Source organism: Acaryochloris sp. 'Moss Beach' (assembly GCF_021497025.1).
Classification (GTDB): domain Bacteria; phylum Cyanobacteriota; class Cyanobacteriia; order Thermosynechococcales; family Thermosynechococcaceae; genus Acaryochloris; species Acaryochloris marina_A.
The window spans coordinates 3,443,284-3,462,003 of sequence record NZ_CP071717.1; the positions used below are offsets into that span (position 1 = coordinate 3,443,284).

Below are 18,720 nucleotides of genomic sequence, written 5' to 3' on the forward strand. Positions count from 1 at the left end.
TGTAGCATCATTTACGGGGTGCATAGATGGTCTGAAGTTAGGGTTGGTCTCTACATCCATCTTGGAAGTATTATCCCCCAACCGCCTCTGGACCCCATATAACTGGGCATCCTAGGATTAGTGCGCGATCAAAATGATTTGAACTCTCTAGATAACCGTTGTCATTCTCAGACCCTCAATCACTGTGTGGCTGTGGGGATGGCGGCTTTACTGGTCAGCTGTCAATCTACACCCCAAACCTCACCGAATCTGCTCGAAAGCCCTGCTTTTTCTCAGCCTTCTTTGGCCGCGTCCATTGCCCAAGATTCTGTATTGGTTCCAGAGCAGTATTTGCAGCGGTATCAACATATTCCTGATGCAGAGGCATGGCGGCAAGATCTCTACGAACGAAAAGATTTTGCCAAGATTGAAACACGGGTCAACGAGTATTTACGGGCCGAAAGACAGGACGAGCATAAGTCTGGCTTTTTGATACGTCTGTATAGGACCCTTGGCAAATTTCCCAATCCCAAAAATGAATATACGTCCCAAGACAAGCACGACTATCTCCATCAAACAGCTGTTTTGCAGGAATGGATGGCCGCTTACCCGACCTCCCATATTCCTTATCTGATCCAGGGAGAATTGCATGTAAACTACGCCTGGAAATTCCGAACGGGGCAAGTCGCTCGTAAGGTCACGGAAGAAGGATGGCAGTTATTTCACTACTACCTCCAAGAAGCAGCCGGTGATTTTAGCGTCGCTAGTCAACTCAATCCGAATGATCCGAATATTTGGAACGAACTCCTGCACCTGGCTGCTAGAACAAACCTAGATCCCTACACCCCAGAGTATTTCTTTGAACAAGGCCTGAACGCAAATCCCTCCCACTTAGGACTGCACACGACCTATCTGCAAACTCTATATCCCCAATGGGGTGGGAGCCAGCAAAAGATGTTGGCGTTTGCTAGAGCGGCGCAGAAGAAGGGACAAGCTACCCAAAAGCCAATGCTGGGCAATGTTCTGCTTTTGGCAGCCCGAGAAATAGATCGGGATGATGCTGTTCATCCGATCACCTGGTCAGAAATACAAACGGTCTATCAAGATATTTTTGCCCAATATCCTGATTACCTCCGCATGAGGTATTACTATGCCCATGATGCATTAGAGAGAGAAAAATTCGATGTAGCGATCCAGCAATTTGAAATCATTGGCGATCGGTGGACGACAAATACCCTTTGGGACGATCTCAATGAATTCCACCGTTCTCGTGTCTATGTCTACTTCAAAGAGGCGGTTCAACTGTATAAGCTAGCGACTCAGCAACATTATCAGGGGAATGAAAGCAAGGAGCAAGAGCTAGGCGCTGAATCTGAGAAAATGGTCTTGAAAGCGATTGAATTATGGCCTCAAGCCCCAGGATATCTATTTTTAGCTGGAATTTATGGGAATATCTACAAAGATATTCCTCAAGCCATTGATTTTGCCCATCAAGCTTTGGCTCTAAACCCCTCCCCATCTGAACGGGAGTATGCAGAAGATTTTATTCAGAAAGCGCAAGGTCTTCTGGCAACCCAGCGTCGATAGGTCACGCTGACTTGCTGAGCTATCGGTTGGTCACGAGGGGAAGGGCCAGCTCTTGCAGGTGAAGACTGAATAGAAAACGATTAGCAGGAGTGCACGAGTAAATATCACCGCGTTCTTTGGCCAAGGGAGACTAAGACATTCAGCTTCCATAAGGGAACCCCTGCTCTCTGGGCGGCGGCTTCACGACTATACCCTCGACGGAGTAGTTTAATCGCGTCTTGAGTTTTATTCCAGGTTGACCCATTGAGCACAATCTTACGGTTTTGGCGGGCCACCACTAACCCACGGGTGACCAACTGAGCTTCCTTCAGGGCAGCCTGGGAATATTTTGGCTTAGCACTACTCCTGACCGCTACGGGAGGACGAGGTTGAGAAGGACGACTGACCACAGGCTTGCTTACAGGTCGACGGGGACGAGTCGCCCTAGGTGGGGTTTGTCGGGCGGGTAGCGGAGGCAGAGGATTTTGCCGTAGCACTGCAGGTTCGGGAGAGAATGGGGGGAGGGTATGCAGCGATAAAAGGCAAGGGTGGTGCCGGTTTGACTTTTGCGGCTTGTTTGGGCTTAACCTGGGCAACGGGCGGTTTGGGTCTGTTGGTCGGCGCTTTGGCAACCGTGCCCCCAATCGCCACGGTTTGTAGCACTTGTTTGCCATTCAGGTCGGTGGCTTGCAGGGTAATTGCCCCTGGCTGTTGGGGGTTGAGCTGGTACTTCATCGAGCCTGATGCGGGTATTTTGCCGGGGCTAGGCAAAATTGCAACGCTGGGATTATTGCCACCCTCTACTTTCCAAGTTAACTTCACATGATCTTGGCCTGGCTTTAAAACAAATTGTGCAGGTGCTTTTTGACCATTGATTAGAAAGCTGGCAATTCTTAGATTTTTAGCCTGTACGTTCATCGGCCCAATAGTTTTGGACAGGGTGAAAGGTTGCTGCTCTTGTTGGTAAGACGCGGTGATCTTGAAAAAATATTGTCCGGGTTTGCGAGCAGCCGTTGGTACCTTTTGACAGGTCAACGTAGGCGTAAAGCGACAATATTTGGTCAGGGTATCAGGAAGCTTGCCATTGACTAATTGATACCGTTGTAACAAAGCCGCCTCGGCATTGTTAGCGTCGACGGTCATAATCTGTAACTCTGTCAGTTGGCTAGGGTTGGCAATTTCCCAGTTCAGCTGAATCGGGCCAGATGGAGCGGAGGCCACGGGACCTGAAGTCGATGTGTTGGCCCTAGAGGCTGGTGCATAAAAGCGGGTAATAAGCGGTACAGCATTGGGTTTGAAGGCAATTAGACTAGTGATTTGGGTTGCCATCGGCTCGCTGGCATTGTCACTCGAAAAAGCCTGTACCTTGAACTGGTATTGGCCTGGATTGGTCGTCCCTGTTGTAATGCCAGTACATTTTAAAGCGCCAGTTTCGGGCTGATCAGATTGACAGAAATTGGAGTTTTGACTGGGGGTGCTCCGCTGTAATTCTTTCGGAATCCCCTCATCAAATCGGAAAGTCTTGGCCACTTCAGATTGGCCTTGGTATTCCCGAAGAATCACTAACTTTGCAAGCTTCTGGCTATTCTTGATGGTCCAGCTGAGCTGAATATCTTTTTGTCCGGTTTGGGGGACAACCGTTTGACTGGAGCGGAGGGCTGCGATGGCAGGGTCAGTGGGTTGACGCCAGAGGAACTGCCACAACAGAGCAGAAGATGTGCCTAAAGCCAAGAGTAACAGCCCGAGAAGTTTGAGGCCGTGGGAGCGAGGATATGGCTGCCATACTACCCCTGCTTGGGCTAGTAATTGCGGTAGCGGGATGCCATTGGTATCTTGCAAATCCACTTGGAATTGGAATTTGCGGCCCTTCCCGAGCCATGGTCTGAGCCACCACCGTCGAGGCTGAACTATGAGGTCCACCTTGCCTGTCTGATCAGGACCCAGATCGAGTTGGAGAGGCTCGGCCTTGAAGGTCAGGCCATTCCGAGCAGGCAATCCTTTAGGCTGCACCGTCAAAACTCTTTCAAATCGAGACGTATTGGTAATCAATAGTTGGTATACACCAACGCCATCCTTAATAAAGGTCAGATCTGGCGTGAGCATGATGTCAATATCATCTGCCACTAGAAATTGCAGATACACTTGGTCTTCCCAGAGAATCTCCCCCTCTGAAGAGACTAGTTGCAGCTTAAGCTGATGCTGGCCAATGGCGGCAACTTCAGTGGGGTGAATTAACACCTCGATTTGATTGTGATGGCCCTGTTCGGCACTCATGGCGGGTGCACCTAGGGTGTAGCAGTCTGAGGATAATTGACTTCCCTTAAGCTGATAGTCTCGCCCCTGACTTGCAATATTTTCTACGGTGATGGTGATCAGTAGCTTGGTGCCTAACTTGAGTGCATAGGGCTGATCTACTGCCGTAACCGGTGCAATCGTAACCTTAGGGGAAGTCATGGGTGAGTCTCTTCGCAGAATTAGAAAGGGGTGTTCGTCAACCTAATAAGTTGAGCAAAGTCTATAGAAACTTTAATGACACTTGTAGAAGAAAAGCAAACTGCATTCATTGAAATCACTGGTTGAATACAGGGTAGCGTTTCGGTAAAAAAATGGTGTTTGCAGACGGGCTTAAGTAATGCCAAATTTATTGGATGGTGGTCTGCTGTGGGTCTACTTCACTCGCCTTGATATTACCGTAAGGGAGATGGACCTGTCAGCCGTAGGATCTAGTGTAGAAGGCACTTAAACTATGAACTTTAATTATGTTAATCAAGGAATAAAGCCAGAATTGATGTTCAAGACATTCCTTGCAACCTAAATGCTTGTCCTGGACCTAAGAGTCAAACTTCAAGGGATATGGGCACAAAAAACAGTGGGTAAGAAAACTCACCCACCGACATCACACAAAAGATAATCTTAAAAGAAAAGCCAATATTGGCTGGAATATAACGATTCTACTTGCTGGAAGGATTACGAGTGGTGTCACTCGAAATGAAACCAAAGAAGAACAGGGAAATAACGAAAATAATCCAAGCGTAGGTAACGAATTTGAGGATTGCCATAGGAACCTATATTACCGGTAGAATAGACAGCAATTAAAACTTAATCTTTATTATCATATCGAATTCCTGCCATCTAATCGAGTCAAAACTTTTTGAAAATAAGACTGAATAGAAGGCTGCAGCCGCTTCCATGCCCACCCCAAGGCGCTTTCAAGCCAGGCAGTGATGCGATCTAACCCAGCTAGAATTCGTTCTAAAGGGTGTTTTTCATAGCCCACCATCACGGCATCTACTTCAATTTCGATGGAGCCATCTTGGGTATAGATTGTTGCTGGAGAGGCAGTCGTTTCTAACTGCTGGGATACTTCAGTAGCCAAGATCGGAGACCCAGGGATTGATGCTGTTGTATTTGCTGGCGAAGCTGTAGGTATTTTTTCGCTATACAGGTCAGCCCAGGATAGCGTTGAGAACGCTTGGTTGGGTGAGGGGGCAGACTGTTGTGGGGCTTGAGCTGCGGGCTGGCCTTGGGTGGGTTGAGGTCGTCCCAATAAGGCCGCCATTGCTGATCGTAAGGTACTAGGAATCCAGGTTGCAGCATACCGGACTGGATGTTCAGGGGGCTGTCCGCCTAAAGTTGGGTCTTGACTGAGAATGCTAAGGCTAGGCTGAAGTTGAGACTGCTGCTGTTTCCAATGTTGAACGACATAGTCTGATAGGTCCGTGGCGGTGGGTCCCATGACTTCCCAAGAGGTGGTCTCCCAAGATGCGATCGCACCGTCTAACATCTCAATGGCATCTTGGGTCAGTTTCGGGGTCAGCTGATCTAATGTAGCCGCCAATCCTTGGGGTAAGGCTAACGGTAGGGGATAAGATGCTTCATCTCCTGGCAAGGCCAAGGCTTCCTGAAATAAATTGGCTTTGGCTGCCATGGGCCCTGTTTGCATCCAGGCCATAGCTTTGCGGAAGGCTCTAACGGGGGGCAGCATTTGCGATCGCGTTTTTGGCATCGGCAATTGCCGGAAGTCTGTTTTCACTAGGTGCTGGAAATCTTTGCTGAGTCGCTCTTGTCGTCGATAATTGGCTAACTCCCACGTCATCAGCTTGTGCAATTCCCGTTGCTGGGCAGGGGTAAGAACATCGATGGCCTCATTGTCAGGCGTCACCAGAGATACATGGGTCGATTGCAAATCACAGGCAATCCCCTGAATTTTGACCGCTGGTTCTGAGGTAATACCTAACCAACGAGTGGCTTTGTTGTGGAGAGGATTTCGCTCTGCCCAGCGCTGTATCCACTTCTGATACCGGACTCGAATCGTCGGACGTCGGTGAGAGAGGCCTTCAATCTGGACCGAGAATTGAGGTTCTTCAGCCCATTCGTCGTTTTCTGCGTTTTCCCCTATTTCAGGATCGAGGGTATCAATCTGAATGGCAGCTAGTACATTGCGAATGGGGCCATCTGCATTGCTCGCAAGGCTATCTTGACTCGGATCGGTAACAGCCTTCAACAGTCGCTGGCCCTGTACATCTCCCTGACGGAGGGCTTGTTGGGTAAAGCGGGAAACTTGAAATAATAAATAGATAGGGTACAACCCCATCTGCATCCCCCATAGGCTTGTGACTTTAGCCTGGCGTAAATTCCGTTGCCATTGCTCCGTCAACTCGCGGGACTGTTGGAGGATGAGATTAAATAATCGACTCTGGTAACGGCTTTCCGCTGTCATAATTTCAGTGAAATCCTTACTCTCGCCAGGGAGGGTTGCCCACTTATTGTAAGCTCCAATGTTTCTCTCTCTGATGTAGGCAATCTCTTAATGAATTAACGTCATATTCATGGAGATGAACCAGAGAAGACCATTGAGGTAGTATCTGTGTGGTCCCCCTAGGAATCGCTATGGCCCATTCCCAACATCTACTCAAAATCCCTACCCAAGGGAAATCTTTCCATAACATCACTCGGCAAGTGCAGTCTGTGGTGGCTGAATCCGGGATGTCCATGGGACTTTGCACCTTGTTTCTTCGCCACACTTCAGCCAGCTTGGTGATTCAAGAGAATGCGGATCCAGATGTCCTACGGGATTTAGAAACGTTTTTAGCGCGCATTGTGCCGGAAGGCCCTCACTATCGCCACAGTACCGAAGGCCCGGATGACATGCCAGCTCACATCCGTACGGCTTTGACCCATACCTCGGAATATATTCCGATTCGTCAAGGTCGTTTAGCCACAGGAATTTGGCAGGGCATCTATGTCTGGGAGCATCGTCAACATGGCTCCAACCGGGAAGTGATCGTGCATCTATCTGGGGAATAACCCTCTCCTTTGTATCTCCTTGAAAGCCAGGGCTTTCAAGGATTTGAGCCTATATCTGAGAAGGTGAACCTACATAAAACTAAATAATTCTTTACAATACAAGCGGTAACCCTATTGTTCTCGTCATCATGCCCCCTGCTTTCACTTTCTGGGCAACGGCCCACCTCTTTAGGTCTCAAGAAGAATCAACTTACGCCTTGTCCGAACACACCGAACTGTGTGTGTAGCCAAGATCCCGATCCGGGGCATCAGATCGACCCCCTCACCTTTGAAGGTGCTCCCAAAGACGCATTTACCAAGCTCAAAACCATCTTGGCTGACACGGGGAATGCAGAAATTATTCAGGAAACCCGGAACTACATCTATGCCGAATTCACTAGCGGCTTGCTGGGATTTGTGGATGATGTGGAATTTTACCTGGATAGCCGGGAAAAAGTGATTCAAGTCCGTTCTGCATCTCGTTTGGGTAAGTCAGATTTAGGAGCTAACAAATCTCGCGTTAAATCCATCCAAAAAAAGCTGAAGAAAGCTTAGATCTCTATTCCTAAGTTCCCTCGCTAGCCAGCAAACGCATCAGGAAAGGCTTGCCATACCTGCTGAATCATCTGACGCAGGGCTTGGTGGGCTTTGCGATCGCGTTCTGAAACGACCTTAGGATCTTCTTGATCCTGAGGTTTTTCCGTATGCATTTGGAGTAGAAACGGGAGGACTTCATCGTCCATTGCGGGCCGGAAGAACCGGGAAGGCCATACTAAATCTGCGCAGTTCTGGAGGCGAAAAGAAAACAGGCCCTGAGCTGGATGAGCGGGTTCTGAACTCTGGGTGGTGAGTTGTAAAAATAAGGGCCGCACCCACGATCGTTGCCGAGCTTCAATGGTCTGGATGACCTCAGCGTACAAGTAGCTGCCTTGGTGCTCTAAGCAGACAATTTCGTAAGAGGTCGCATTGGAGCTAGATCGGTCAATCATGGTTGCAGGGTTGCGATCGCATACTGTTAGTCTATCCCTGAGATAGAACTCCCGACTAGGGGGAATACCGATTAAGAACACACTATGGGACAGTAGTTGCAAGATCTCCTACCCAAGAACCGTCATGACTTCTAGCATTCTTGCCGCATTTATCTATGGTATTTTTACTCTGCTTGGCGGAATTATGGGATATGCCAAGAGTCGGAGTCAGATCTCGTTGATTTCGGGTTGTTTTTCGGGCATGTTGCTGTTATCGGGGGCCTTAGCTGCCTTAAAAGGAAATGCTTGGGGACTGACCCTGGCGATGGTGGTTACTGCTCTTTTAATTATTGTATTTATTGTTCGGTGGCTGAAAACTCGTAAAGTGATGCCTGCTGGATTGATGGTGGGGCTGGGTGGCATTGCCCTTGCCGTGATGATCCTTGGGCAATAACCCTAGGGACGACTGAACGGTTATCTCTGATACCCTTTGGCCTTAAACGAAGGCTAATTTATATTCTCTTGTAGCTGAAAGTTCTCTCCCATGGAGAGGGTGGGCAACCTATGGGCGAAGGATTGATGATGGGCTCTCAGGGTTGAACTAGTCAGTAATGGCAAACCATGGATGGTTGTGTTGCTGGTCTTGGCGTGACTGAACACTCAGAGCTCAGGGAACATACAGTTTGAAAGGATTTGCCCATGCTCTTAACTCAGCGCAAACGGAAAAAGAAAGTTTGGCTTGGTGAACTACTGGTTCAGAAAGGATTGATCAGTCCAGCTGAATTAGCTCACGCCCTAACTGAACAGCGACAGACTCATCTAAAGCTTGGTGAAATCCTGATTCAGCAGGGATTAATTAGCCATCAGCAGCTGCAACAAGTGCTCAATGAACAGCGGTGGCGTAACGTCGTTACGGCTGTATTACTCTCCGTGAGTGCATTGGTCGCTGATTTGCCCCGTCTTGTCTATAGCCAACCGATTCCTTACCACCGATCCAATTCGACGGTGATCACTCCTGATTCTGTGAGTGCAGGAAATTCTCCCAAGGCAATGGGGGGAGCACGGTTACCCAAGCAGCCGAGTCATAAGCGCTATCAGGCACCCTTGCAAGCCTATGCGACGGTAACATCTCCCCTACGGGGTTTTTGCCATCCATTGAAGGGACAAGGCCATCTAAGCCAGGGAATTAGGGGCCAAACCCATCGAGGACGAATGGAATATGCCTATGATTTAGCGGTGAATATCGGCACTCCTGTCTATGCAATGCGGTCCGGTAAAGTGATCGCGATTCGTGATTACTATCCCGATAATGGCGGTAGTCAGTCTAAATCTTCTCGTTTTAACTATGTTTGGCTCGAGCATGATAATGGCTACCGTTCTGCCTATATCCATTTGCAAAAGAAATTTAATCGGAACGTTAATCTCAAAATCGGACAGTGGGTAGACGCCCAACAATTGATTGGCTTCAGTGGTAATTCAGGCTGGAGTTCTGGTCCTCACTTACATGTCGAAGTTCAAAAACCTGAACGGGCTAAACCGTTTGCTAAGAAGTTTTCCAAGACCGTCCCTTTCGAGATTGCTGGGTATTGTCCTACTGCCCGATTTGCTCCCTAATCTCAGTCGACGATAAAATAACTTTATCCAAAGGGAAGATTACGGTTTCCCCTAATGCTCTCCCCTAGGTGCATCGAGGAGAAAGCGGTAACATTAGTACATATACCGCTACCCGTTACCTTTCGAAGGACATCACATTTAATCATGGGATTTTTTGATTCTGATATTGTGCAGCAGGAGGCAAAGCAACTGTTTGAGGATTATCAATCCCTCATGCAGTTAGGGGGCAGCTACGGCAAGTTTGATCGGGATGGCAAAGTGCTCTATATCGAGCGCATGGAAGAAATGATGGATCGTTATCGCGTTTTTATGAAGCGCTTTGAGCTGTCCGATGACTTTATGGCCCGCATGACGGTCGAGCAACTCCAAACTCAGCTAGGGCAGTTTGGTATGACTCCCCAGCAAATGTTTGACAATATGAATCGGACCTTAGAACGGATGAGGCAAGATGTTGAATCCAATCCCTATGGGTAAATAAATATGAATTGATCTCAGGATTCTTTGCCCATATAAGGGAGAGGGGCCTGTTCGGGTAGATTGTCTGTAGTACTTTGGATGGACGGGCCATGAGTCTACTGACAAATCTCAACGGTGTAATCGCTGCATCGGCGACGGTTTCCGTTTTAGATCGCGGTTTTTTGTATGGAGATAACATCTACGAAGTGGTGCGAACGTTTCAGGGTCGCCATTTCGGATTGCAAGAACATCTGGATCGTCTACGACAGTCTGCGGCTTATCTATACATCGATGTGCCGTGGAGCGATCAGCATATTCAAGCAGAAGTGGAGCGCACTCTCCAACAAGCGACCTGGCAAGAGTCCTATATTCGCATTGTGGTCAGTCGAGGGACTGAAACTAAAATCAGCCTCCAACCCAGTCCTGGGCTGCAGCCTAGTTTACTCATTGTTGCTTCCGAAATCTCACCAGAACCAGTTTTGTCAGAGAAAGGAATACATTTGGTGATTGGCAAGCGGCGTCGTAATGATCGCCAAGCTCTCTCTCCAGCCGCTAAAACAGGCAATTATCTCAACAATATTTTGGCGTTACTGGAAGCTCAGCAGCAGGGGGCTGAAGATGCGCTCATGCTCAATCAGCAGGGCGAAATCACCGAAGCTACCACTAGTAACCTCTGGGTTGTTCGAGAGGGGGTGGTTCAAACTCCACCTCCGGAAGTGGGAATTTTGAAGGGCATTACCCGTCATTTTTTGTGGCAGATTCTGCAAACCCATGACATTCCCTGTGAGGAAGTCATTCTCAAGCCAGAGGACTTATGGTCAGTGGAAGAAGCCTTTTTGAGCTCTTCTGTGCGTTTAATGATGCCCGTGAATCAAATTAATCAGTATCAACTCCCCCAATGTCCTGGAAAAATAACGCGATTTTTATGGGGTGAGTTTTTGCACTTAATGGCTCAAGAGGGTCATGCAGTTGCTAAGAATACTGAAAGTGTAAGGGTTTAATCGGAAGGATTTTTTGCTGTTTTAGGAGTCGCTGCTGCCCCCCAGCGCTGAAGAAATGTAGGATCTTTGTACATTCATTACATCATCGGATTAGTCCTATGTCACTGCTTTTAACTGATTTTGACCAGTGGTATGACCAGTTTGTAACTGCTTCTCCTAAACAACAGCATGAATTGTTGGTAGATGCGCTTTCAGAACCTATTCCATCGGACTATGCCGAAGAGATTGATCTAATTGCTAGTGTTCTCGATGTGTTCGATATGCTGATCCGCCAAAACTTAACGGATCAAGCAATTCAGTTGACCACTCTTTTGCAAAAACATCATTCTGAGATTTACCAGCGTGAGTTTCAATATTTTGACGGTCAACTGCTTCAATATTCTCTATTCCACCAAGCTTGGCAACAAGTCCAAGAGTATCTCTCGCGTTTTCGAGATCATCCGGTCCAGAGTATTGATCAACTCATTTCAGTTCTCGATAATTTAAGGCTGCATGGTGCTACAGATTTAGCTGTAAATTTGTGCAGAGCCACTTACAAAACGGTTGCGACTTCCTCCCAATTAATAAGTGGGGCTGAATGGGACCTGGGCGTTGTTGTCATTATGGATTTATTCGAACAGGCCCACCATCAACTGCAGCAAGGAGAAACTGTTGACTGGAGTAAGGTGGGGGCTGATGCAGCTAAATTTGGCTTTGAGAATACCCCTAAAAAATGCCAAGAAGTTGAAAAACACTTGACCGAAGATTGGCAGGTTAGCCCAGACGTAAACAAAGCGTTTAAACAAGATCGAGGTCTTATTCTGCGCCATTTGCTATTAGAGTTTTGTCGATACATGTATTGCCAACAGCAAATGAGTTTTGTCTGCAGTGAGTTGATTTGGAGTACGGTCCTTGACTGCTGCAATCATCAAGATCGTCCCAAAAAACAACTCACCCAACCTGATAGTTATTTCTCCATTTCACAACAGGCGCTTGATAAATATGTAGGCCAATTGGTGGGTGGTCTATTATCAATGCGACAAGCTCAGGGATTTGCAGTTTTATGGGGCATACCTTATGTGTATAAGTTTTTGCTAGACAAACAAATCATCCGAGAGGAGACTTATCATCAGGCATTTAAGGCAACTACTGCATTGAAGGGATTCTTAATCAAAGGATTTCAGCAATCCTTGTGGCAATACAATTTTGTACATGTCTGGCAACGACCTGCTCAAGTTTCGGCAGAAGAATTTGCTGCAGAAACTGAACAGTTTGTAAAGAGTGCTGAGCAAGTTGAACCGTTAAGTGAAGAGCCTCAAGAGCGCTCTGATTTTAGTTTTCTCCATAAAACGCCTAAGCAGGAAGTCTTTGGGAAAGCTGAGTCATCCTCTTCTGGGGGCCAAAACACTTCTCAAGCAACAAAATCTACTCAGCCGCCACAACCTATCTGGGAACCTCCTAAACCTCGCAAATCTCCTTTACAAGAAGCGGCTAAATTATCATCTAAAGGGAAGAAGGGGAAGTCTAAAAAGTCTAATAAGGGATTCAAGTCTTCCTCATAGATACGGATTGAAACCGGTCATCACCATGAAAGGCACATCAACCTAACAATGCTTGGATGGTCTGCTCGGTTGCTTGATAGGCTCCTTCACCAATGTGGTGATAGGTAATCACGCCTTCGCGCGAGGTCAAAAACAGATGGGGCCAATAGCGATTACGGTAGGCCTTCCAAGTTTGATAGTTGTTATCCAATGGCACGGGATAGGCAATTTGGTATTCTTCTAGGGCCTTTTGGACATTGCTGGCATTATGTTCATACTTAAATTCAGGGGTATGCACACCAATCACTTGTAGACCCTGATCAGCATATTGCTGGTGCCAGCGGGTGACATAGGGTAGGGTGCGCTGGCTATTGATGCAGCCAAAGGTCCAAAACTGCACAAGAACGACTTTCCCTTGCAGGTCAGCAACCCTGAGGGGATCGGAATTGAGCCATTGGGAAATGCCTTGAAACGGATGCAGGGCTTGTCCTAAATTCACATCATCTCGCTTGGCCCATAGGGATGACTTGGGAGAGGCATCTAAGGCGGCTACAGAACGATTTTGCGATCGCGGCAACAATGCAGCCCCAACAGCAGATGCTGCCCCTAACCCAAAGAGGGATAACAGTTTACGCCGCTGAGGTTGAAAGAAGCTCATAATAATCGCTCAAGTTTCAGAATAGCTAGGGCTTATTCTACTGACCAATACTGAGAATAGACTGAGCAATGAGATAGAGACAATCATGGGTGACAGTAGCGATCAAACCTAGCTCTGGTAAAGATTACAAGTAGATGTCAAATTCAGGAGCACTTTGGTCTAGACTAGCGGAGTCATAGGTTGTCACATGCGCTAGGAAAAACAGATGGGTACTCCTGCTGATGAATCTCTTTTAGTCTTATCCGTCGATATTGGCGGTAGTGGCATTAAAGCCATGGTGCTAGACGAAAGCGGTCAACCTGTCACAGAGCGGCAGCGTCTTGAAACCCCTTCCTATCCCAATCCACCTGCGGTTTTAGATGTGATTGCAGAACTTGCCAAAGAGCAAGGCAACTTCAACCGGGTCTCTGTGGGATTTCCGGGGGTGGTTCAAAATGGTGTGATCAAAACAGCCGTGAACCTCAATAAAGAATGGATTGACTACGACCTGGCGAAAAATCTGGGAGACCGTTTGGATACTCCCGTTCGTGTGGCTAATGATGCTGATATTCAAGGGTATGGGGCGATTTCAGGTCAAGGCGTTGAGCTAGTCGTTACCCTAGGAACTGGCTTTGGGTCGGCACTCTTTGTCAATGGCCACCTCGTACCCAATTTAGAAATTGCCCATCACCCTTTTATCAAAGACAAAACCTACGAACAGCAGCTAGGTCGTAAAGCCATGAAGAAAAAGGGCAAGAAAGCCTGGAACCGTCATTTAGCCCAAGCGATCAAGAACCTAGAACATCTGTTTAACTACGACAGGCTGTATATGGGAGGAGGCGAAACCAAGCGCGTCCAGATTGAACTACCCGACAATGTTGAAATTGTCAGCAATCGAGCGGGGATTCTTGGTGGGATTGCTCTCTGGCGAGATTAGAGCTGATTAGGGCTGGATTGCGGTTTTGAAGAATTTGTTGCTGTAGGGCCACAAAAATACATTAAATCGGCGACCCGCCAGTGTTTGCCGATGTTGATAGGTGTTTTGGGCAGAGAGGCTCGTGACTGCGTTTAGGCGGTCGGCTAACTTCATACAGTTGGCAAGGCTACTGGGGGTGTAACATTGCACGTCCACTTGATTGCAGCCACCGGACGGTAATTGCTTGGCTTGAAACGGCTGAATACTGCAGTAAATCGTCTTTGTGTACGCCTGGCGGAGTTTGAAAAAGTCTTTTTGAGAGTAGTGGGTAAAGTAGTGATCATCCACTTGCAGGCCATCGGTGTGGCGGGCCTCATGGACAAGCTGGGGTACCGTTAGGGAGCGCAACTGGGGGGACTGAATCCATACCACTGGCTTGAGCTGATGCTGACGGGCCGCTGCGCTGACTTTTTGCTGAACCTGATCGGAAACATTGCGAAAATCGAGAAACACCACCTTGTACTGCTGCTGCTTAATTTTCGCCATCGCCTGGTTCAGGGTATTCGACGATACGTGGTAGCGAATTTGGGGCTGAGAGAGCCAGGTCCCAGAAGGAGCGGCTTGGGCAGTTTGAGGGGCAAGGGCAAGAAAAGCAGTGCCAGCTAGAGCTGTTAGCAGAAATTTAGAGGTAGGCATTAACGGATGGGGATGAGTGAGGATGGAGGAATTCTTTTTCAGAATACCTAGAATAGATCAACTTAAGTGTGACATTGATCGCTGTGGCTAATTAATATAATACGACGAGAGAGAATATGCCGCCAAAGTTCCTCTTCTCTCTCCTGCCAAAAACTCACCTTAATCTGACTCACTGAAGCGCTGCTGGTGGGAGGACTAGGATTTGATGCAGGCTGGCGTTTTGAGAGAGGTGTTGTCAGGAACGTTTAAGCGGAATGAACCCAGTGCTGCACATGCTGCAACTGGGGGGTTGCTCCCAATCATTAGGCAAACCTGAGGTGAGTTTTAATGCCTCGATATTGAATCAGTTGCTGAGGTTGTTGTCTGGGCTCTCGCTCTTGCACCGTAGAGACGGGCTGCGTAACATTAATTGCCATTGATAGCCCCCGATAGGTACCTTGCAATACTTCGGAGGAAACAACGGTTGGGTTCGTTGTAACGGTATAAAAGTTATTCCGATATTTCAGTTGCATGATGTTCTTTCCTGGTTGTTGATTCAGATTCCAAGCCATTAAGCAAGATGGAGGATTGTGGTGACCCCTCGATATTTGATCACCTGCTCTTGCTGAGGTGCGACGGTAGGCTGAGCCGTAGGAATAGTAGTGGATAGCCCACGATATCTGCCTGTATATCCTTCGGGTGTGTTGGGTTCGGTATTGATGAAAGAGGTGTAGGGGGTATTGCGGTATTTGAGTGGCATAGCTGCTGTTCTCCAGGGTGTTGATAAGCCTGAGTGGGTCTAGGGCGTTAACCTGATTCTCTGGGGAGTGCCCCTTGGATTCAGTGATGTTGATCCAAGGCTCACGTGACCGTAGTCACTGCAGTGTATTGCGCTGAAAATCTTTCTGTGAATGGATTTCAAGGATTTTGTGCTTGTCGATATTTATCCCTAGTGGATGGGGCATTTATGTTGTTTACGGGATACCCTTGGCAGTCTGCCTCAACCCCTAAAATAAGTCTGGTGACCCTAGTGATAAACAGATTGAAAAAAGCACTAAAGATACTGGCAGGGATACTCGCTTTGATGGCGATCGGAGTGGGGGGAGTCGTTGCTTGGCAATGGACCTTTATCCAACGAATGCTGACTTATCCAGAGAATCCCATTACAGGGGTGGATTGGTACGCTCCCATGGCGACGGTTTCTGGAAGGGATAGCCTACCCGTTCCTACCGCTCAACCCCAGTTATCCCAGGCTGCCTTGGAGCAAATTGAACAGTATGCCCAAGACCATCGTTCCTCGTCGCTCCTGGTGATGCATCAAGGTCAACTGGTGCTGGAAAAGTACTGGCGGGGGCATGACCAGGCGGCCTATACCAATTCCATGTCCATGGCCAAAACGGTGCTGTCGTTGCTGATTGGCATTGCGATCGCAGACGGTAGCATCGGTTCAGAACTGGACCCGGTTGCTCAATATATTCCTGAATGGGCCAACGATGACCGAGCCAAAATCACGATTGAAGATTTGCTGAGAATGCAGTCTGGTCTCCGGGATTATGAGATCGCTAACGATCCGTTTTCCGATATTATCCAGATTTATTTAGGTACAGATGCTAAATCGGCGGCTTTAAACGTCCCTGCGGAACGCCCCTCCGGCCAGGAGTTTGCCTATATCAATGCCAATAGCCAAATTTTAGGTCTGCTTTTGGAGCGAGCGACGGGCCAGGGTTTTGGTCAATACTTGTCCACCCAGCTCTGGCAGCCCATTGGTGCCCAAGACGCGCAGTTGTGGTTAGATCGACCGGATGGCAATGCTAAACCGTTTTGCTGTTTGTTCGCGCGATCGCAAGATTGGCTACGGGTGGGTCAACTCCTACTCAATGAGGGCAAGGCGAATCAAAAACAGGTGGTTCCTGCAGACTGGATTAAAAAGATGTTGGTTTCTAGTGGTTCAGAACCTGCCTATGGCTACCACATCTGGCTGAAGGCCCGGACTACAGATGGGCTAGGGTACAAACAAAGAGCCTCACAGCCATTCTTAGCGGAGGATATGTTTTATCTAGATGGATGGGGACAACAGCGGGTTTACGTTATGCCGTCTCAGAAGTTGGTGGTGGTCCGGGTGGGAGAAAAACCCGAAACCTGGGATGATGCCGTGATTCCCAATACTTTAATTCGTGATTTGCAATCTAAAAAGTAGAGCGTTGTGGGACAAGATTTTGAGGGGATTGAAAAAGATGGTTAGTGGCCAGCGGAGCAGCTTGTGAAATATGACGATGCGAGTTGGCACTACAAGGGGGAGTTCCCAGTCGAATCTCCCTCAGAATATGGGGCAACCCATATTGCCTTGTTCTTAAAGTGGTGTTTTATGAAAGGTTGGGCCGGTGAGATTCATCTGGAAGAGGAACCAGAGGACATGGAAAGAGTGATCCAAGGAGCCATGCCAGCAACGGAGTACTTTCTCAAATATTGTGATGAGAAACTTACAGATGAAGATTTGAACGAAGAAGGTAATGTATTCGCTGAAAAATATTATGGAAAAGAGGGTCTTTATCTTCAAGATTACATCGATCATTTCAGCGATCTTGCGTATGTCGCCTCAGAAGAGGCTCATGATTTTCAGCTGTTTTCAAATATGTTAGAGGCAAGGTACCAGAGTGGTATCTTATCTGAGTCACAGGCTCAAGCAAAGCGCTCATAGTACAAACACAACATTGGTTGTATTAGCATGAGTGAAGTGTGAGTTCAGAGAATAACAGATGTCTGTACCCTAGCTTCGTTGGATAAGAATGAGTGGAAGCATCAGGATGGCAAAGCAATTTATTCCCATTAATATTGGGGTGATGACGGTGTCTGATACGCGTACGGAAGCAACGGATACCTCTGGGAAACTGTTGTGCGATCGCATCCAAGCAGCCGGACATACCCTAGGTGAGAAAGTCATCGTTCCTGACGACATCTACCAAATTCGTGCTGTTGTGTCTCGTTGGATCGCCAATGAATCCATCCAGGCCATCATCACCACTGGGGGCACGGGGGTGACTGGACGAGACGGCACTCCTGAAGCCATTCAACCTCTATTGGATAAGGAAATTCAGGGATTTGGCGAAATCTTTCGCATGATCTCCTACGACGAGATTAAGACCTCAACGATTCAGTCTCGGGCGTTATCGGGAGTGGCCAATGGCACCTACTTGTTTTGTCTACCCGGCTCATCCGGTGCTTGCCGAACAGGTTGGGATGCTCTGATCCAAGATCAATTGGATGTCCGCCACTCTCCCTGTAATTTGGCGGAACTCATGCCTCGATTGCGTGAACGGTAAAGCCGAAACTTTGTGATGCTAAACAAGAGATTAGTCGTAATGATATCGGCAAGTTAAAAAGTCAATTTTCGCATGTCCAACCCGATAAACGAGTCGATCGGCTATCGTGACTCTTCGGCTCCAAAGATTTGCCCCAAGGTGTTTGAGAGGCTCTGGCTTACCCGTTCCAGTAAAGGGATGGGCTAAGCACTCATCTACCAATTTCCAGACCTTGTCATAGGCTGTGGGGTTGATGCGAGCTAAGTCTTTTAGATCTTCTCGAAACTCCGTCTCAAAGATGGGACACCGTTGAGGGTTCTTCGCTGGCTGTGACTGTGATGGTATCCGCTGCTTCCGTTTGCTCACAGTATTGCCGTAATTCCTCTAAAGTTTGGTGAGTATTGATCTCTTCTGGGGTATCCAGATCCCTTGTCTGGGATTTTCCCAAAGCAGAAAACAACCGTTCGGCATTTTTTTGCGATCGCAACAGGTGTACTGTTTCCACCAAGCTACTCAACTCAGACTCAGCAATCATGGCAACGTTAGGTGCATCCTTGCGCTTAACGATGACCACTGAACTATCATTGGCTACTTCATCTAGAATTTTGAAAAACTCTTTGCGAGCATTGGTTGCAGATTCTGTTTTGCTGATTAGCACACCTGTACCTAAATCGCGTACATTCACAAGATAGCATCCAGTCTCTATGACTGTCCAAAACTTCACCAAAAAGAGATATAGCGAGGTCCCTCAAACGTGATCTAATACCAATTACCACCTAAGAGTGTAATTCTAATTATTTGCT

General features: G+C 47.8%; 23 protein-coding genes. 12 read left to right on the forward strand and 11 right to left on the reverse strand.

The features are described from left to right. Nucleotides 1-120 precede the first annotated feature (120 nt). Nucleotides 121-1,566, forward strand: a complete 1,446-nt coding sequence (locus tag HRE53_RS16190) for a DUF4034 domain-containing protein (protein WP_235107196.1) — start codon at nt 121-123, stop codon at nt 1,564-1,566. Nucleotides 1,567-1,670: 104 nt separating this feature from the next. Here HRE53_RS16190 and HRE53_RS16195 read toward each other — a convergent pair whose 3' ends face one another. The 4 genes from HRE53_RS16195 to HRE53_RS16210 all read right to left on the reverse strand — a co-directional run bounded on the left by HRE53_RS16195 (nt 1,671) and on the right by HRE53_RS16210 (nt 6,265). Further along, a complete protein-coding gene (locus HRE53_RS16195) occupies nt 1,671-2,042 on the reverse strand; it encodes a hypothetical protein (RefSeq protein ID WP_235107197.1) in 372 nt (123 codons plus the stop codon). Then, nucleotides 1,990-3,999 (reverse strand): hypothetical protein, encoded by a 2,010-nt coding sequence (locus HRE53_RS16200; protein WP_235107198.1) that lies wholly within the window; start codon nt 3,997-3,999, stop codon nt 1,990-1,992. The genes HRE53_RS16195 and HRE53_RS16200 overlap by 53 nt, the downstream gene beginning before the upstream one ends. A gap of 497 nt (nt 4,000-4,496) precedes the next feature. Beyond that, nucleotides 4,497-4,604 carry a photosystem II reaction center protein I gene (locus HRE53_RS16205; protein WP_212664356.1) on the reverse strand — a complete coding sequence of 36 codons (108 nt, stop codon included), beginning with the start codon at nt 4,602-4,604 and terminating at the stop codon, nt 4,497-4,499. A gap of 53 nt (nt 4,605-4,657) precedes the next feature. Continuing rightward, nucleotides 4,658-6,265, reverse strand: a complete 1,608-nt coding sequence (locus tag HRE53_RS16210; RefSeq protein WP_235107199.1) for a hypothetical protein — start codon at nt 6,263-6,265, stop codon at nt 4,658-4,660. Nucleotides 6,266-6,435: 170 nt separating this feature from the next. Between HRE53_RS16210 and HRE53_RS16215 the strand changes: the two genes are divergently transcribed. Beyond that, nucleotides 6,436-6,852: a secondary thiamine-phosphate synthase enzyme YjbQ gene (locus HRE53_RS16215; protein ID WP_235107200.1), complete on the forward strand. Its 417-nt coding sequence runs from the start codon at nt 6,436-6,438 to the stop codon at nt 6,850-6,852. 114 nt (nt 6,853-6,966) lie between these two features. Next, nucleotides 6,967-7,386 carry a DUF1499 domain-containing protein gene (locus tag HRE53_RS16220; RefSeq protein WP_255800725.1) on the forward strand — a complete coding sequence of 140 codons (420 nt, stop codon included), beginning with the start codon at nt 6,967-6,969 and terminating at the stop codon, nt 7,384-7,386. Between the two features lie 23 nt (nt 7,387-7,409). On the opposite strand, the gene HRE53_RS16225 is transcribed toward HRE53_RS16220, so the two are convergent. After that, complete coding sequence (locus HRE53_RS16225) at nt 7,410-7,922, reverse strand: hypothetical protein (RefSeq protein ID WP_235107202.1); 513 nt, start codon at nt 7,920-7,922, stop codon at nt 7,410-7,412. Between the two features lie 22 nt (nt 7,923-7,944). Between HRE53_RS16225 and HRE53_RS16230 the strand changes: the two genes are divergently transcribed. From HRE53_RS16230 to HRE53_RS16250, 5 genes are all read left to right on the forward strand, one after another. Continuing rightward, nucleotides 7,945-8,253, forward strand: a complete 309-nt coding sequence (locus HRE53_RS16230; protein ID WP_235107203.1) for a TMEM14 family protein — start codon at nt 7,945-7,947, stop codon at nt 8,251-8,253. A 245-nt stretch (nt 8,254-8,498) separates the two neighbouring features. Beyond that, a complete protein-coding gene (locus tag HRE53_RS16235; RefSeq protein ID WP_235107204.1) occupies nt 8,499-9,413 on the forward strand; it encodes a M23 family metallopeptidase in 915 nt (304 codons plus the stop codon). Between the two features lie 144 nt (nt 9,414-9,557). Then, on the forward strand, nt 9,558-9,887 hold the full coding sequence (locus HRE53_RS16240; protein ID WP_212664362.1) for a DUF1825 family protein: 330 nt from the start codon (nt 9,558-9,560) through the stop codon (nt 9,885-9,887). 92 nt (nt 9,888-9,979) lie between these two features. Then, a complete protein-coding gene (locus tag HRE53_RS16245) occupies nt 9,980-10,870 on the forward strand; it encodes an aminotransferase class IV (RefSeq protein WP_235107205.1) in 891 nt (296 codons plus the stop codon). A 98-nt stretch (nt 10,871-10,968) separates the two neighbouring features. Next, nucleotides 10,969-12,411, forward strand: coding sequence for a hypothetical protein (locus HRE53_RS16250; protein WP_235107206.1), 1,443 nt, complete (start codon nt 10,969-10,971; stop codon nt 12,409-12,411). Nucleotides 12,412-12,448: 37 nt separating this feature from the next. Here HRE53_RS16250 and HRE53_RS16255 read toward each other — a convergent pair whose 3' ends face one another. Further along, entirely contained in the window at nt 12,449-13,048 is a 600-nt protein-coding gene (locus HRE53_RS16255) for a thioredoxin family protein (RefSeq protein WP_235107207.1), read from the reverse strand. 205 nt (nt 13,049-13,253) lie between these two features. Between HRE53_RS16255 and HRE53_RS16260 the strand changes: the two genes are divergently transcribed. Then, complete coding sequence (locus HRE53_RS16260) at nt 13,254-13,964, forward strand: ROK family protein (protein ID WP_235107208.1); 711 nt, start codon at nt 13,254-13,256, stop codon at nt 13,962-13,964. Nucleotides 13,965-13,970: 6 nt separating this feature from the next. Here the strand turns inward: HRE53_RS16260 and HRE53_RS16265 are convergent, their stop codons facing one another. The 3 genes from HRE53_RS16265 to HRE53_RS16275 form a co-directional block, all read right to left on the reverse strand. After that, nucleotides 13,971-14,639 (reverse strand): hypothetical protein, encoded by a 669-nt coding sequence (locus tag HRE53_RS16265; protein WP_212664367.1) that lies wholly within the window; start codon nt 14,637-14,639, stop codon nt 13,971-13,973. Nucleotides 14,640-14,941: 302 nt separating this feature from the next. After that, nucleotides 14,942-15,151, reverse strand: coding sequence for a DUF4278 domain-containing protein (locus HRE53_RS16270; protein WP_235107209.1), 210 nt, complete (start codon nt 15,149-15,151; stop codon nt 14,942-14,944). A gap of 38 nt (nt 15,152-15,189) precedes the next feature. Continuing rightward, a complete protein-coding gene (locus tag HRE53_RS16275; protein WP_235107210.1) occupies nt 15,190-15,378 on the reverse strand; it encodes a DUF4278 domain-containing protein in 189 nt (62 codons plus the stop codon). Between the two features lie 105 nt (nt 15,379-15,483). Between HRE53_RS16275 and HRE53_RS16280 the strand changes: the two genes are divergently transcribed. The 3 genes from HRE53_RS16280 (at nt 15,484) to moaB (ending at nt 17,938) form a co-directional block, all read left to right on the forward strand. Further along, on the forward strand, nt 15,484-16,815 hold the full coding sequence (locus HRE53_RS16280; protein WP_235107211.1) for a serine hydrolase: 1,332 nt from the start codon (nt 15,484-15,486) through the stop codon (nt 16,813-16,815). 63 nt (nt 16,816-16,878) lie between these two features. After that, nucleotides 16,879-17,316: a hypothetical protein gene (locus tag HRE53_RS16285; protein WP_235107212.1), complete on the forward strand. Its 438-nt coding sequence runs from the start codon at nt 16,879-16,881 to the stop codon at nt 17,314-17,316. Nucleotides 17,317-17,422: 106 nt separating this feature from the next. Then, nucleotides 17,423-17,938, forward strand: coding sequence for a molybdenum cofactor biosynthesis protein B (moaB, locus tag HRE53_RS16290; RefSeq protein ID WP_235107213.1), 516 nt, complete (start codon nt 17,423-17,425; stop codon nt 17,936-17,938). A gap of 30 nt (nt 17,939-17,968) precedes the next feature. Here moaB and HRE53_RS16295 read toward each other — a convergent pair whose 3' ends face one another. Together HRE53_RS16295 and HRE53_RS16300 are read right to left on the reverse strand one after the other, a co-directional pair. Further along, the gene (locus HRE53_RS16295; protein ID WP_235107214.1) at nt 17,969-18,283 is read right to left on the reverse strand and encodes a Txe/YoeB family addiction module toxin; all 315 of its coding nucleotides are present in this window, start codon (nt 18,281-18,283) and stop codon (nt 17,969-17,971) included. Beyond that, nucleotides 18,210-18,602 (reverse strand): type II toxin-antitoxin system Phd/YefM family antitoxin, encoded by a 393-nt coding sequence (locus tag HRE53_RS16300; protein WP_235107215.1) that lies wholly within the window; start codon nt 18,600-18,602, stop codon nt 18,210-18,212. The genes HRE53_RS16295 and HRE53_RS16300 overlap by 74 nt, the downstream gene beginning before the upstream one ends. Nucleotides 18,603-18,720 lie beyond the last annotated feature (118 nt).